The organism is Bacillus sp. FSL R5-0585, from assembly GCF_038004545.1.
In the GTDB taxonomy this organism is placed as follows: Bacteria; Bacillota; Bacilli; order Bacillales; family Bacillaceae_G; genus Bacillus_A; species Bacillus_A cereus.
In genome coordinates this window covers 3,841,836-3,856,523 of the sequence record NZ_JBBORJ010000001.1, presented here as the reverse complement: position 1 = coordinate 3,856,523, position 14,688 = coordinate 3,841,836, and the positions used below count along the sequence as shown (strand labels likewise).

Sequence of the window (14,688 nt, the reverse complement as noted above, 5' to 3'; positions counted from 1 at the left end):
CAAGCAAATTTTAGTTTGCTTGGTTTTTTTTTAAACAGTAGGAGATTCGTTTGATACAAAGATATTTTCATGTTTCTTTGTAGTACTTAAAACAAATTTATGTTGTAGTAATTGTAGTTTAAATAACGCCAAAGGATCATGATATGTTTCTGGATTGCTTCTTAGCGTTGCTAATGTTTGCTCGTCTTCCTTTATCTCAAGTTGAGCTGCATCTACATTTTGTTTCAATATATTAAGTGGATCTTTGAAGAACATCATGATATCACGTTCTAATGCACCTTCAAATACTTCAAATTGAAGGAAGAATTGTTTGGAAATTGTGTGAGCAATTTCTGTATAGTCTTCTGTTTCAATATATTGTTTATATTTGTTGGCGAGCATAGATTGGTTTTTTTGCATGTTACCAAATAATTTTCCGGCACTTTTTAAGAAAAACTGTGTCGGTGTAAAGCGTAATAAAATATTGATGTTCGTTACTGTAATTCGATTTGTCATTCGTGCAACATCTCGATTCCAATCATCTAATAATTTGAAATCGCAAGGAAGTTTCATACGTTCTTCTTTATATAATTTATTAAACGTTTCACTCATTTCATCTAAATAAGCTTGAGCTTGAATAAATTCATTATGTGCGGTTTCAATCCATTCTTGAATAGACCCAGTAAATTTAGGAAGAAGTACCTGTTGTACATGCTTTTGAACACGTTCATTCATTGCAGCATTTAATTCTTCATGAACTAGTTTGAAATCACTATCTTCTTGAACAAGATCAGAGCAACTCTGTAATAATTCAGGAATTTGAGAATGTATATCTCGTGTAATTTCTTCTTTCGTTAAAAGATAGGATTCGGTAATAGAGCGAATTTTATCTTTTTCAAGAGCAGTAAGGTTATTAATAAATCCAGTAAGTTTCACTGAGATGTGTTTATTCCAGCGTACGGATTTTACTAATGTATTTTCTAATTCCACACGTTCATTTATGAGATAAGCAATTGTCTTTTGTGTAAACCATATTAGCTTTTCTATACGTTCTTTTTCTATATCGCGCTTTGCAAGATTAGAGAGAATAGATTCTGTTACATCTCCAAGTTGCTGGCTACTCTCTTGCGAAGGAGAGTATGGGAAGAGTTGTGCATCTGGAAAATGTACTTTAAGTTTACTAATTAGTTTTTCATTAGTAGTCGTATTATTTGTGTGTAATACGAAGTGAATTTGTAAGTTTGGTACTTGTTCACGTAAATAAATTAATGTATCAATTTCTTTACTATGCAATGGTGAAGAAGAATTTAATACGTAAACAAGACTATCTGCTGCTTGTAAGTATTCAAAGTATGCATTGTTTTTATCCAATTGCTCTTGAATGGATGGTGTAAGAAGAAATGTAAACTTATTTTTTCTTAAAAACCTACTTGGTAGCTTAATTTCTATACATTTTTTCTCAAGTTCTGACTGAGCAGATGTAGCCGTTATTTGATGGAATTCATCAAGGTTAGGGATATTTCGTATATCTAACTCGGTAAATTCTGTTATTTCAGTTTGACTAGCGTCTTTAAATAGAATAGGAGTTGTTAAAGTTTCAGTTAAGATGTTCTCTCCCAATATTGAATTAACAAATGATGTTTTATCATGGTCACTAGTTCCAGCTATTAGTAGTGGTGTGACATTTAAATCACATAGTTCATGGACGAGTAGCGTAAATTGATGACTTAAATCTACATCATTTTTCTCAGCCCATACAGCGATTGTTTCGAATAAATGAGAAACTGTTTCCATATTTACATCTGCTTCAGCTGATGTATTAGAAAGTAAGGATCCAGCACTTTTTACGAGTAATGATTCTAAAGTTGCAGGTGAGACTTCATTCCATGCTAACACTGCTGCAGAGACAACTAGAGAATCTTTTGCTTTCGTTAAACTGAACCAATTTGTTAATAAATTTGGTACAAGTCCGTTTAATTCATGCATAAAGTGATTTCCGGTAATTAATGCAAAGTATGTTTCTTGATAGCGAGTAGAAATTTCATTCCAATTGTCATTATTGTCTGTTTCAATATGCAAGAATAAATGATTAATACTTTGAATCCAAGGAAGGTATAAGGATTCATGTTGATAGCTATTCCAAAGAGCAATAACAAGTTCTTTAAATTGAGCTTGATCAACAGCATATAGAGCTTTTAAAGACTCATAGAAATATTCAGGCTTAATATTTTTTGTAAATCCTTTGTTTATGTAATTTATTAATGTATCAAACCAGTGTAAAGATTGTGTTCGAATACCTTCTTGAACAGCTAGTTCGATAGCGTTGTTCCAATCTTCTTGTTTTTCATAGAAAGAACGTGCAATTGCAGTAATATTTGGATAATCCGGTTGGAATGCAACAGCTTCACTAATCGTCTTAAAAGCGAGTCCTAAACGATCTTGTTCGATATAAAGAGAAAGAAGTTGTAAGGAAACCTCCATCGTAAGAGTTGTATCTTCCGTTTGAATAGATTGATAAATTTCTTCTGCCTTTGGTAAGAATCCTAGTTCAAAATAAGCATCTGCAATATTTTTTGTCGCCCAAAGTGCAAGAGCATTATTTACTTTTTCCCATTTAAATATAGCTGCTTCAAAATCTTTATTTTGATAATAAAATTCACCTTGAGCAAATCGAATATTAGAAATGTTAGAGAATTCATTTTTAGATTCATTTATATATGCTTCACCGAGTACTTCCGATGCAGGAGTAGAAGTTTCTTCTGTTAAAAATGTTTTATAGTAAACTTTTTGAATAAATTGATTTTCAATGGTCATGTTCGTTCCCCCCTGTATAATTTAGAAAAATGATGTTGTATGTAAAAGGGTGTATGTTCTTTTAATAGGTAGAAGTTGCATTATATAGACCAAACTATGTTTTTGCTAGATATATCATTTTTCTTGAGAGTTAAACCGTTGCGAAAAGTAACTTTCCTTTATTGTAACAAAAAAACACGCATATGAATTTTTATTTTTTATCGGGTCATTTGCAGGCAGTAAGAATCTAATCTCAAAATTGTTGAATGTAAGTAAGTTATGTGGGAGTCGGGATGTCTGTAGAAGCAAGATTGGCATAGGTTAATAATTAGTAGAGGATGAACAAAACTCCCACTGATTAAAGTTTCACTTTATCTCTGTTAAAGGAAAGAATAGAAGTAGAGTTCATTATAAAAACAATGTATAGTGAATATGTATACCATGTTTGCCTTAAAGATAGAAAGGGTACAATGTGGAATAACGATCGTGCATAGGATGTGTCTTCCGAATGGAACAACATATTGGCGAGTTAATCGCGCATTATGGCTATTTTGGAATTGTTATAGCTTTGGCTGGTGGGATTGTCGGATTACCGATACCAGACGAGTTTTTATTGACCTTTGTTGGTTATAATGTTTCAAAAGGAGTTATGTCAGGAACTGCTGCTTTTTTAAGTGGGATGGCTGGTGCGATGTTAGGGATCACGTTAAGCTACATATTAGGTTTAAAACTTGGGCTCCCTGTTTTAAAGAAATATGGGCCGAAAATTAGAATTAAAGAACATCACATTGAAAAAACACATATTTTATTTGAAAAATATGGGCCATTTCTTTTAATGATTGGTTATTTTATACCGGGAGTACGTCATTTAACGGCATATTTTGCTGGGGTATCAAATTTGACACTTTGGCGTTTTTGTTTGTACGCTTACGGTGGTGCGCTCATTTGGATAAGTGTTTTTATTGGGCTTGGCTGGAAGTTAGGCGAGAAGTGGCGCTTCGTTGAGTATAGTTTACATCATTATGGAATATGGATTTTATTAATTTCAGCAGTTGTTACATGTGTTGTATGGTTGTACATAAAGAAAAACCGCTAATAGCGGTTTTTTTAGCTGAAAGCAATAAATAATACACCAGCTGTAATAAAGACTACACCAACGCCGGTCATAAAGTTTAACTTTTCACCGAGGATAATCATAGCGAGAATGATAGAAAATACGACGCTTAATTTATCGACAGGAGCTACTTGTGAAACCTTTCCTGTTTTGAGGGCAAGAAAATAAAATAGCCATGAAGAAGCACCTGCAATCCCACTTAATGTGATAAATAGCAGTGCTTTTTTATTTAGCAGCACGTCGCCGATATTTTGAAATTTACCTTGTATGATAATAACGCCTATCATAAATAATGTCATAATAATAGATCGAATTGTTGTTGCAACGTTTGCATCGATGCCGTCTAAACCAAACTTTCCAAAAATCGATACAAGGGCAGCAGCAATTGCTGATAATAGTGCAAATAAGAGCCACGAACTCATAGTAAAATCCCTCCAATCTTACAGTATTATACATGAAAATGATTCTCATGTATAAAGTTGAAGCAATTGAGCTTTATAGAAAGCGCGACTTCAACTTAACTTCTTGCTCCACCTGAATTTTAAGGTGGGAGTTTTACTGCCTGCAAATAGTGGGCTAAATAACGAAATAATCCCCACCTTATATTTTTAATAAGGTGGGGATTATTATACTACTCTGCAATTTCCTCATATAAAAAGTACGTTACATTATAAATATGTTCTACTTCATCGTCTGTCATAAACAGTAATTCGTCACGCTCAATCCCTTTTTTCTTTTCAATAAACTCAATCATGTTTTTGCGTTCTTCTCTCTTCATCAATTTTATTTCTCCTCTCAATCTGTTTTAATACAGTTTTTTTAAGTTACTTCTATTATATAACAGATTCTTTGGAAAGTTCCACCTATTTTATTGTTTTTTTCAAAAGAACTTTTCGACAAAACAAGCCCACCTAAGGGGGGCTTGTTTTATTTTATAGTCGTAAAAACTCAGGCTCCGTCGTACCGGCACCATCGATGTAATAAATTGTGTCGGGATTGATTTTTATCAATACGTAATTAGGGTCTTCAGGACCGAGTAACCAACGTTTTAAGCTATTATTCCAAAACTTGTTTTTTAATGTCGAGTCTTCCTCAATTGAAGCTAACCCTTCAACTTCAATATAATCTTCATCTAATTTTTTCCCTTCTCGTCCGAGTAATACATGGACATTAGGATTGTTTTCAATATCTGTTATCTTTTTTGATTGTCGATCTGTTGCAACATATAGTACAAAATCTTCATGGAAAAACATCATAAAGGCACTATGCGGTTTCTCGTTACGTACTGTAGATAATACACCGGTACGTTGTCCTTGGATAATAGTTGCAATTTTCTCTTTTAAGTGCATATTCTTTACCTCTTTTCCTAATTTATATTTTCTCTGTTTAAACAAGATAATTTAAATATCTTTCATACTGTTTTCTTCAAGTCGATTTTTTAAACGTAATTGTGATGAAATCGGACAAGTTAGGAGAAGAATAATAATAATATTGAGGAGAAATACATACGATGGAAGGATGAAAAGCATGTTTAATAAAATATTTCTTATAGTAGCACTTATAGGTGTACCACTATCTGTACTTGGAAAAACACTTCATTGGCCAGAAACACTTATGTTCGCTGTGTATTGTATTACGATTATCGCATTAGCTGGTTTTATGGGAAGAGCAACAGAGAGTTTAGCAATTGTTTCTGGTCCTAGAATAGGCGGGTTATTAAATGCTACTTTCGGTAATGCTGTTGAACTTATCATTTCAATTTTTGCACTCCAAGCAGGGTTAATTGAAGTGGTGTTAGCTTCTTTAACCGGTTCTGTCCTTGGAAATTTATTATTGGTAGGAGGGTTATCTTTCTTTGTTGGAGGTCTTAAATACAAAAGACAAAGTTTTAATGTATATGATGCAAGGCATAATTCAGCTTTATTAATATTTGCTGTTGTTGTGGCCTTTGTTATTCCAGAGATCTTTTCAATGAAGATGGACGCTGGCAAGACGTATCAATTAAGTATAGGTGTTTCTATTATTATGATTATCATGTACCTTGCTGCATTACTATTTAAGTTAGTTACGCACCGTGGTGTATATCAACATAAAAGTGACGAAGTAGCGCATGAAGAAGAGCCAGAGTGGTCGAAAGGGAAGGCGCTCCTTATTTTAGCGATAGCAACACTGGCAGTAGCTTATGTGTCAGAGGCACTCGTACATACTTTTGAAACTGTCGCAAAGTCATTTGGCTGGTCAGAGTTATTTATAGGGGTTATTATCGTTGCAATTGTTGGGAATGCAGCGGAACATGCGTCTGCAATTATTATGGCCTATAAAAATAAAGTAAATATTGCAGTCGAAATTGCAATAGGCTCTACATTACAAATCGCCATGTTTGTTGCTCCTGTATTAGTATTGCTATCTATGTTCTTCGCGCAAAGGATGCCTTTAGTATTTACCATACCAGAACTTGTGTCTATGATTACAGCCGTTTTCTTAACGATTGCGATTTCCAATGATGGAGATACAAACTGGTTTGAAGGTGGCACTTTACTAGCGGCGTATGTCATTATGGGAATTGGTTTTTATTTATTATGAAAAATAGGCATAACAATTGCGCTCAGAGAAAACAATAAACGAAGTAGTATATATACCTACATAGGAAGGAGCCAGACAGGTGAAACGAGTATACAGCATATGTCTTTCAACTATGGTCTCGTTTATTTTATTATTTCCTAACATGAGTTTTGCAAAGACAACAGTAGGAACAAAAATGCCTTCATCTGTTTTAAATATTTCAAAAGACAATACATTTCCAAATGATGCGCAAGATTTGCCGCGTTTACAACCAAGTAAATTTGCTCAAGAGCTATTGAAAACGGCTAATATTAAAATTGAAAATCCAGACTTAATTCGGATGTTTAATGAAACGACAATTTCAAATGCGCCGCTTGCAGTAGGGTATCGGGCAAAAATTTATTTGGGTCAATGGGCTTTACATTATGAATCAGTAGACACATCGATTAATTGGGAATATAAACAAGTGAATCGAAATGTGTATGATAATCGCGGAGGAGACCGTTTATATCCACTTCGCTATAAGCAAGAAACACAAAAGACGGTTGAAGGCGATTTAACAGCAGATATGAAAGATGCTGCAGATGTGAAAAAAATGATGCTTCTCAAAGCACTTGAAAAAGTACAATTACCCCTTTCGTTTAAAACGACCATTGGTTATGGTACTGGACATGAGCGTGTGTATAATATTAGTCCGAGTCAACTTGGATATTTATACGCTTATACACCAGCAGTAAATGAAAAAGGAAAAGTAACATTTGGAGAAGTGTATCTTGTATTAAAGGGAAATCAAAAAAGACTTGTTGTGAAAAATATTACTTCTCAAGGAATTGGAGCTGCTATTCCAATTCATGATCATTTGTATTTTAAATTCATTTCTTCTTCTCACTCGCAATAACATGAAAAAACGTCAGCTTATAAGCTGACGTTTTTTTATAATGTAATGTTTGCTGTTTTTGATAAGAAATCTTCTGTCGGATAGTAGCTGTTTTTTACAAGAACATTTGGTCCAAGACATTTTACTGCAGGACAGTGACAGCTTAATGATTTTGCAGTTTTTGAAGCGCTCCATTTTTCATACGCTTCTTGTAATGTGTTTGTTTGTATGTTTCCTAGAAGTGGAACATCACCAAAATCAGTAACGATAATATTGCCATCAAAAATATTTACATTTAAGCGTGAACGACCATCTGGATCGTTACGAACAGTTACATTTTTGCTCTCTTGTAACTTTTTAAATGTGGCAATGTCTCGCTCGTCATCGCTACAAGCATAGAAAGGTAAAGTTCCAAATAACATCCATACATTTTCATCGCGAATTTCTAGTAAATGCTCAATCGCATCACGAATTTCAGCTTTTGTTAAAATCTCTAGATTACTCGCGAAGTCACTTGGATACATTGGATGAACTTCATGACGTTTACAGCCCATCTCTTCGACGATTTGGCGGTGAATATGTTCAATATGTGGTAGAGTTCTTTTGTTTAACATTGTTTCGGCAGATACAAGTACACCTGCATCTGATAGAGCCTTACTATTTGTAATCATTCTTTCGAATAATTTTGCACGTTGTTCGTAAGTAGGTTTACGCTCCATCATTGCAAATCCGCCTTCAACGAAGTCATCGATTGTTCCCCAGTTATGAGAGATATGCAATACGTCTAAATAAGGAATAATTTGTTCGTAACGTGCTAAATCTATAGTTAAGTTAGAGTTGATTTGAGTGCGAACGCCTCGTTCATGGGCGTATTTTAAGAGTGGTGTTACATAGTTGTCGACGGATTTTTTTGAAAGCATAGGTTCTCCGCCAGTAATACTTAAAGAACGTAAATGAGGAATCTCATCTAATCGTTTTAATAAAAGATCCATCGGAAGCGGATTTGGGTCTTTCGGCTGTAACGTGTAACCAACAGCGCAATGCTCACAGCGCATATTGCATAACGTCGTCGTTGTAAATTCAACATTTGTTAATAGTAGTTTGCCGTACTCTTCAAGGTCCATATACGCTTCCCATGGATCGTAAGAAGGAGTAATCGGCTTCATTTTTTGTGATATCGTCATATGAAATACTCCTTTGACTATTGAAATAACAATTTGTCCATTCTCTATAATAGAAGAATATGTGCTTTTTATAAAGTGAAACTTTTTAGCATGAAAAGAGAGAGGGCTTACATTATAGTGGATGACTGTGACAAAATTGATGAAATTTCATGCCCATAGCAATCGTTTTTGCGGTATAATAAAAGCAACTCGAATTAAAAGGAGAGTGCCTTCATGGGAAAAGCAATTCAAGATAAAGATACACAATTAGTATATTTAAAAGAACGTTTAAATATGTTCATTGAAGTAATTGATACAATTGAACCTGAAGAAGTAGAATTAGAAGATGTAGATCGTCTTCTTGCAATGTTAGATGAATTAGAATTAAAATGTGAGCAATTTAAAAAAGACGAATAATATATTAAAAAGGCTACCAATTCCAATTTGGTAGCCTTTTTCTGTTCGGGTAATAGAAGGACGATAGAAAAAGAGGTATAATCAAGTTGTGAAAAATTTCATTTATGCTCTAATAGCGTGAAACAAATAAATAGCTAAAGAGCATAACAATTGAATTTTCAGCTCATAACGTTTTGGTAGCGTTCACAATTGAGGGGGAAGTAACAATGGAAAAGCTTCAAGAAAGCATGTATCAACTAATTGTTGAAACGTCAACGAACTTACCGAAAGATGTTCGTCGTGCGATTCAACAAGCGAAAGAGCGAGAAAATGCAGGGACTCGTTCTGCGATGGCACTTGGCACAATTACAAATAATATTAAAATGGCTGATGATAACATCTCGCCGATTTGCCAAGATACAGGGATGCCAACGTTTAAAATTTATACACCAGTTGGTGTGAATCAATTAAAGTTGAAGGAAGCTATCTATAATGCGCTTGAGCGGGCGACAAAAGATGGTAAACTTCGTCCCAATTCTGTTGATTCTCTTTTTGGAGATAATAGTGGAAATAATTTAGGACCAGGTACACCGGTGATTAAGTTTGAACAATGGGAAAAAGATTATATTGATGCACGTTTAATCCTAAAAGGTGGTGGCTGTGAGAATAAAAATATTCAATATAGCTTACCGTGTGAACTAGAAGGGCTTGGACGAGCTGGCCGTGATTTAGAAGGGATTCGTAAATGCCTTCTTCATGCAGTATATCAAGCGCAAGGGCAAGGATGTAGTGCAGGTGTAATTGGTGTTGGTATCGGGGGAGACCGCACATCAGGTTATGAATTAGCAAAAAATCAATTATTCCGTACATTAGATGATGTCAATCCAGTACCAGAGTTACAACATCTTGAAGAGTACGTATTAGAAAATGCGAATAAGCTTGGCATTGGTACGATGGGATTTGGCGGAGAAACAACTTTACTTGGTTGTAAAATTGGCGTCTATAATCGTTTGCCAGCTAGTTTCTATGTATCTGTTGCGTATAATTGCTGGGCATATCGTCGCCTTGGTGTGAAAATCCATCCTGAAACAGGAGACATTATGGATTGGCTATATCAAGAAGGTGAAGATACACTTCAGCATGAAGTACAAGAAAAAACAGAGCAACGTGAGATTGTATTACAAGCACCAATTACAGAAGAGCAAATTCGTGAACTTCGCGTTGGTGATGTTGTAACAATTAATGGCATGATGTATACAGGTCGTGATGCAATCCATAAGCATTTAATGGATAATGATTGTCCAGTAGATTTAAATGGACAAATTATTTACCACTGTGGTCCAGTTGTTGTGAAAGATGAAAATGACAATTGGCAAATTAAAGCGGCAGGTCCAACGACAAGTATTCGTGAAGAACCGTATCAAGGCGATATTATGAAGAAATTCGGTATTCGCGCTGTCATTGGAAAAGGCGGTATGGGTGCGAAAACATTAGCGGCTTTAGAAGAACACGGCGGTGTATATTTAAACGCAATCGGTGGTGCAGCGCAATATTATGCTGAATGTATTAAAGAAGTGAAAGATGTTGATTTCTTACAATTTGGTATTCCAGAAGCAATGTGGCATTTACGTATCGACGGGTTTAAAGCAGTTGTAACGATGGACTCTCATGGTAATAGCTTACATGCAGATGTTGATAAAACATCACTTGAAAAATTAGCTAGCTTTAAAGAGCCAGTATTTAAGTAAATAAAAAATGCATCTCGAATGATTCGAGATGCATTTTTTTGGTATATATAGAAAAACATGTTTAGCATGAAAGAATGCGTAGCAACAGAAACTACAAGTACGATTATATATGGAAAGGAGACTATTTATGAAATATAAATGGTTATATATCGGTCTCATTTTTTCAATTATGATGGCACTTGTTCCAGTTTCAGCACTGGCTTATACAAATACTCCACATAACTGGGGAATCCCGCGTCCTAAAAATGAAACAGTACCAGATGCAGGAAAGTTATATACAGATTTACTACAAAAAAATGGCGGGTTTTATTTAGGAGATACGAAGAAAAAAGATATTTATTTAACATTTGATAATGGATATGAGAATGGATACACAGGGAAAATATTAGATGTATTAAAAGAGAAAAAAGTACCAGCAACTTTCTTTGTAACGGGGCATTACATTAAAACGCAAAAAGATTTATTGTTAAGAATGAAGGATGAAGGACACATTATTGGAAACCACTCTTGGAGTCATCCTGATTTCACAGCGGTAAACGATGAGAAACTTCGTCAAGAATTAACAAGTGTAACGGAAGAAATTAAGAAAGTAACCGGGCAAAAAGAAGTGAAATATGTACGTCCCCCGCGCGGCGTATTTAGTGAAAGAACGTTAGCTCTTACGAAAGAAATGGGCTACTATAATGTATTTTGGTCACTTGCATTTTTGGATTGGAAAGTAGATCAGCAAAGAGGATGGCAATATGCGCATAATAATGTTATGACGATGATTCATCCAGGATCTATTTTATTACTTCATGCAATATCAAAAGATAATGCAGAAGCACTTGCAAAAATCATTGATGATTTGCGCGAGAAAGGGTATCATTTTAAAAGTCTAGATGACTTAGTAAAAGGCAATCAACCGTAAGCATGTATGCTTACGGTTTTCTCATGCTATAATGATGTGTAAAAAGGATGGGGAAACGTATGTGGAGCGAGCATGTTACGTTAGAGTATCCGTATCATTTTGAAGAAGTATTAAAACGTTTATCTTTTGATCCTCTTAACGTCATTCAATTAGATGAGAAAGTTATTTATATCCCGCTTTGTATAGACGAGGAACAGGTTGTTGTTCGCTTACAAGGGATTGGTACTGTTCAAAATCCACAGTTTTGGATTTCTAGTCAGACAGGAGACCCAGAGAAAGTCATGAAACGAATGAGGGCCATTTTTCATTGGAATGAACCGTTTCAAGATATACAAAATCATTTTTTAAACACATCATTACGTCCACTATTTGAAACATATGCTTATACTCCAATTATTTTAGAATTTGATTATTTTGCTTGTCTTCTTCGCTGTATCATTCATCAACAAATAAATTTGAAATTTGCTACTGTGTTAACAGAACAATTTGTGAAACGGTATGGAACAGAGAAGAACGGTGTATTCTTTTTCCCCACTCCGGAAATAGTAGCAAATATTTCAATAGAAGAATTGAGAGAGCAGAAGTTTAGTCAGCGAAAGGCTGAATATATAGTAGGATTAGGTCGAAGTATTGTCAGTGGTACATTAAATTTAGCGAGTATAGAAAATGGGACGGAAGAAGACATTTCAGCACAATTGTTGCCAATTAGGGGAATTGGTGCATGGACAGTGCAAAACTTTTTAATGTTTGGGCTTGGACGGAAAAATATGTTCCCGAAAGCAGACATTGGGATTCAACGTGCAGTGCAAGGTATATTTCAATTAGATGATAAACCTGATGATGCATTTTTAGAAAAAGTGAAACAAGAGTGTGAACCATACTGCAGTTATGCAGCGTTATATTTATGGAAAAGTATAGAGTAGAGGTGTAATAATGATACAAAAGCAACATGAGAGTAAGTTGGAAGTTGGTCAAACGTTTCCTGTGACAATTAAACGTCTTGGGATTAACGGAGAAGGCGTTGGTTATTTTAAGAGACAAGTTGTTTTCATTCCAGGGGCATTACCAGGAGAAGAAGTTGTTGCAGAAACAACGAAAATTCAGCGTGGCTTCGCTGAAGCGAAAGTGAAAAAAGTTCGTAAAGCTTCACCGCATCGTGTGAAAGCACCGTGTCCAGTATATGAGGAGTGTGGCGGTTGTCAGCTGCAACATTTAGATTATAAAGAACAATTGAATCAAAAGCGTGATATCGTTGTACAAGCATTTGAGAAGTACATGAAAAATAGTATGGAAGAGAAAATTCGCCCAACGCTTGGCATGGAAAATCCATGGCATTATCGTAATAAGAGTCAATTACAAGTGGGGCGTAAAGACGAAAAGGTTATTACAGGGCTGTATAAACAAAACTCACATCAGTTAATTGATATCGCTCACTGTATGATTCAACATAAAGCAACGAATGAAGCGACAAAAGTTGTAAGACGTATTTTAGAAAAATTAAATGTTTCTATTTACAATGAGAAAAAACAAAAAGGTTTAGTACGCACAATTGTAACACGTACTGCAGTTCAAACAGGGGAAGTACAAGTTACACTTATTACAACAAAAGAAGAATTACCAAATAAAGAACAATTTATTGCAGAAGTACAAAAACAGATGCCAGCGGTTAAATCAATTATGCAAAATGTAAACTGGCGTAAAACATCTGTTATTTTTGGCGACAAAACATTTAAATTAGCTGGAAAAGAAGTCATTCAAGAAACACTTGGCGATTTATCATTTGAATTATCAGCACGTGCATTCTTCCAGTTGAATCCAGAGCAAACAGTTGTTTTGTATAATGAAGCGAAAAAAGCAGCTGCGTTAACAGGAAACGAGAAGATTGTGGATGCGTACTGTGGTGTTGGTACAATCGGTCTTTGGCTTGCAAATGATGCAGCGGAAGTACGTGGTATGGATGTAATTCCAGAAGCGATTGCAGATGCAAGAAAAAATGCAAAGCGTCACGGATTTACAAATACGAAATATGAAGCAGGTAAAGCTGAACAATGGTTACCGAAATGGGTAAAAGAAGGATGGCATCCAGATGTAATTGTTGTCGACCCACCACGTACAGGTTGCGATGATAAATTACTGGAAACAATTTTAAAAGTGAAGCCGAAACAAGTTGTGTACGTGTCTTGTAATCCTTCTTCATTAGCACGTGATGTACAAGCATTAATGAAGAGCTATGAAGTGGAGTATGTGCAACCAGTTGATATGTTCCCGCATACAGCTCACGTAGAAAATGTAGTGAAGCTTGTTAGAAAGTAAAGTTTATTAATATTCCCTCATGGTATGAGGGAATATTTTCTATGAAGGAGAATATTATGCATAATTATAAATTAACAATTCAGTACGATGGTGCACGTTTTAAAGGATGGCAACGTCTTGGTAATAACGATAATACGATTCAAGGAAAAATCGAAAGTGTCATATCTGAAATGATCGGAAAAGAAATTGAAATTATCGGTTGTAGTAGAACAGACGCTGGTGTACATGCTTTGAATCAAGTTGCTAACTTTCAAAGTGATGAGAAGTTAGTGGAACATAAAGTGAAAAAATATTTAAATCAATATTTACCTAATGATATTAGCATTACGAATGTGGAAGAAGTACATGATCGTTTCCATGCTCGTTACAATTCTAAAGCAAAAACATATCTGTATAAAATTTGGAATGAAGAGCATACAAATCCATTTATGCGTAAATACAGCATGCATGTGAATAAAAAATTAAATGTGAAAAGCATGAAAGCAGCTGCGAAACATTTAGTTGGTTCACATGACTTTACTGCTTTTTCAAATGCGAAATCAAAGAAAAAATCTATGGTTCGAGAAGTATATACACTTGATGTGATGGAAGAGGCAGGGTTTGTACAAATTAGAGTAAGTGGTAACGGCTTCCTTCATAATATGGTAAGAAAAATTGTCGGGGCATTAATTGAAGTTGGATTAGGACAATTAGACGCTGAAGCAATTTCAAACATTTTAGAAGAAAAGCAGCGCAATCAAATTAATTGTCTTGCTGAGGCAAGTGGGTTGTATTTAGAGAATGTTGAGTTTTAATGGCAAATAAAAAAATCGGGCTAAGTAGCTCGATTTTTT

At 34.9% G+C, this 14,688-nt stretch carries 14 protein-coding genes; 9 read left to right on the top strand and 5 right to left on the bottom strand.

Going from position 1 to position 14,688, the window contains the following annotated elements:
• Positions 1 to 30: 30 nt before the first annotated feature.
• Complete coding sequence (locus MKY38_RS19945) at positions 31 to 2,793, bottom strand: tetratricopeptide repeat protein (protein ID WP_114555812.1); 2,763 nt, start codon at positions 2,791 to 2,793, stop codon at positions 31 to 33.
• A 487-nt stretch (positions 2,794 to 3,280) separates the two neighbouring features.
• Here MKY38_RS19945 and MKY38_RS19940 point away from each other — a divergent pair, with 487 nt between their 5' ends.
• On the top strand, positions 3,281 to 3,868 hold the full coding sequence (locus MKY38_RS19940; protein ID WP_065224811.1) for a DedA family protein: 588 nt from the start codon (positions 3,281 to 3,283) through the stop codon (positions 3,866 to 3,868).
• Between the two features lie 11 nt (positions 3,869 to 3,879).
• On the opposite strand, the gene MKY38_RS19935 is transcribed toward MKY38_RS19940, so the two are convergent.
• The 3 genes from MKY38_RS19935 to MKY38_RS19925 form a co-directional block, all read right to left on the bottom strand.
• Positions 3,880 to 4,308: an EamA family transporter gene (locus tag MKY38_RS19935; RefSeq protein WP_114555811.1), complete on the bottom strand. Its 429-nt coding sequence runs from the start codon at positions 4,306 to 4,308 to the stop codon at positions 3,880 to 3,882.
• 209 nt (positions 4,309 to 4,517) lie between these two features.
• A complete protein-coding gene (locus tag MKY38_RS19930; RefSeq protein WP_000817786.1) occupies positions 4,518 to 4,664 on the bottom strand; it encodes a BH0509 family protein in 147 nt (48 codons plus the stop codon).
• Between the two features lie 154 nt (positions 4,665 to 4,818).
• Positions 4,819 to 5,235, bottom strand: a complete 417-nt coding sequence (locus tag MKY38_RS19925) for a pyridoxamine 5'-phosphate oxidase family protein (protein WP_000550219.1) — start codon at positions 5,233 to 5,235, stop codon at positions 4,819 to 4,821.
• A gap of 178 nt (positions 5,236 to 5,413) precedes the next feature.
• Here MKY38_RS19925 and cax point away from each other — a divergent pair, with 178 nt between their 5' ends.
• Complete coding sequence (gene cax, locus MKY38_RS19920; RefSeq protein ID WP_000482139.1) at positions 5,414 to 6,469, top strand: calcium/proton exchanger; 1,056 nt, start codon at positions 5,414 to 5,416, stop codon at positions 6,467 to 6,469.
• Positions 6,470 to 6,548: 79 nt separating this feature from the next.
• Complete coding sequence (locus MKY38_RS19915) at positions 6,549 to 7,346, top strand: YfkD famly protein (RefSeq protein WP_002102695.1); 798 nt, start codon at positions 6,549 to 6,551, stop codon at positions 7,344 to 7,346.
• 35 nt (positions 7,347 to 7,381) lie between these two features.
• On the opposite strand, the gene yfkAB is transcribed toward MKY38_RS19915, so the two are convergent.
• A complete protein-coding gene (yfkAB, locus tag MKY38_RS19910; protein WP_000156023.1) occupies positions 7,382 to 8,509 on the bottom strand; it encodes a radical SAM/CxCxxxxC motif protein YfkAB in 1,128 nt (375 codons plus the stop codon).
• A gap of 213 nt (positions 8,510 to 8,722) precedes the next feature.
• Here yfkAB and MKY38_RS19905 point away from each other — a divergent pair, with 213 nt between their 5' ends.
• From MKY38_RS19905 to truA, 6 genes are all read left to right on the top strand, one after another.
• A complete protein-coding gene (locus MKY38_RS19905) occupies positions 8,723 to 8,905 on the top strand; it encodes an SE1561 family protein (RefSeq protein WP_000513558.1) in 183 nt (60 codons plus the stop codon).
• Between the two features lie 206 nt (positions 8,906 to 9,111).
• Positions 9,112 to 10,632, top strand: coding sequence for a class I fumarate hydratase (fumA, locus tag MKY38_RS19900; protein ID WP_000413523.1), 1,521 nt, complete (start codon positions 9,112 to 9,114; stop codon positions 10,630 to 10,632).
• 127 nt (positions 10,633 to 10,759) lie between these two features.
• Positions 10,760 to 11,542 carry a delta-lactam-biosynthetic de-N-acetylase gene (pdaA, locus tag MKY38_RS19895; protein WP_065224814.1) on the top strand — a complete coding sequence of 261 codons (783 nt, stop codon included), beginning with the start codon at positions 10,760 to 10,762 and terminating at the stop codon, positions 11,540 to 11,542.
• Positions 11,543 to 11,601: 59 nt separating this feature from the next.
• Complete coding sequence (locus tag MKY38_RS19890; RefSeq protein ID WP_000269422.1) at positions 11,602 to 12,465, top strand: DNA-3-methyladenine glycosylase family protein; 864 nt, start codon at positions 11,602 to 11,604, stop codon at positions 12,463 to 12,465.
• A 10-nt stretch (positions 12,466 to 12,475) separates the two neighbouring features.
• Complete coding sequence (gene rlmD / locus MKY38_RS19885; RefSeq protein ID WP_070179676.1) at positions 12,476 to 13,855, top strand: 23S rRNA (uracil(1939)-C(5))-methyltransferase RlmD; 1,380 nt, start codon at positions 12,476 to 12,478, stop codon at positions 13,853 to 13,855.
• Between the two features lie 56 nt (positions 13,856 to 13,911).
• Complete coding sequence (truA, locus tag MKY38_RS19880; protein ID WP_114555810.1) at positions 13,912 to 14,649, top strand: tRNA pseudouridine(38-40) synthase TruA; 738 nt, start codon at positions 13,912 to 13,914, stop codon at positions 14,647 to 14,649.
• The last annotated feature ends 39 nt before the right edge of the window (positions 14,650 to 14,688 follow it).

Coding starts and splice junctions, on each gene's coding strand:
- cax (WP_000482139.1), top strand. CDS start 5,414: ATGTTTAATAAAATATTTCTTATAGTAGCACTTATAGGTGTACCACTA.
- MKY38_RS19925 (WP_000550219.1), bottom strand. CDS start 5,235: ATGCACTTAAAAGAGAAAATTGCAACTATTATCCAAGGACAACGTACC.
- MKY38_RS19940 (WP_065224811.1), top strand. CDS start 3,281: ATGGAACAACATATTGGCGAGTTAATCGCGCATTATGGCTATTTTGGA.
- MKY38_RS19905 (WP_000513558.1), top strand. CDS start 8,723: ATGGGAAAAGCAATTCAAGATAAAGATACACAATTAGTATATTTAAAA.
- yfkAB (WP_000156023.1), bottom strand. CDS start 8,509: ATGACGATATCACAAAAAATGAAGCCGATTACTCCTTCTTACGATCCA.
- pdaA (WP_065224814.1), top strand. CDS start 10,760: ATGAAATATAAATGGTTATATATCGGTCTCATTTTTTCAATTATGATG.
- MKY38_RS19890 (WP_000269422.1), top strand. CDS start 11,602: ATGTGGAGCGAGCATGTTACGTTAGAGTATCCGTATCATTTTGAAGAA.
- MKY38_RS19930 (WP_000817786.1), bottom strand. CDS start 4,664: ATGAAGAGAGAAGAACGCAAAAACATGATTGAGTTTATTGAAAAGAAA.
- rlmD (WP_070179676.1), top strand. CDS start 12,476: ATGATACAAAAGCAACATGAGAGTAAGTTGGAAGTTGGTCAAACGTTT.
- MKY38_RS19935 (WP_114555811.1), bottom strand. CDS start 4,308: ATGAGTTCGTGGCTCTTATTTGCACTATTATCAGCAATTGCTGCTGCC.
- fumA (WP_000413523.1), top strand. CDS start 9,112: ATGGAAAAGCTTCAAGAAAGCATGTATCAACTAATTGTTGAAACGTCA.
- truA (WP_114555810.1), top strand. CDS start 13,912: ATGCATAATTATAAATTAACAATTCAGTACGATGGTGCACGTTTTAAA.
- MKY38_RS19945 (WP_114555812.1), bottom strand. CDS start 2,793: ATGACCATTGAAAATCAATTTATTCAAAAAGTTTACTATAAAACATTT.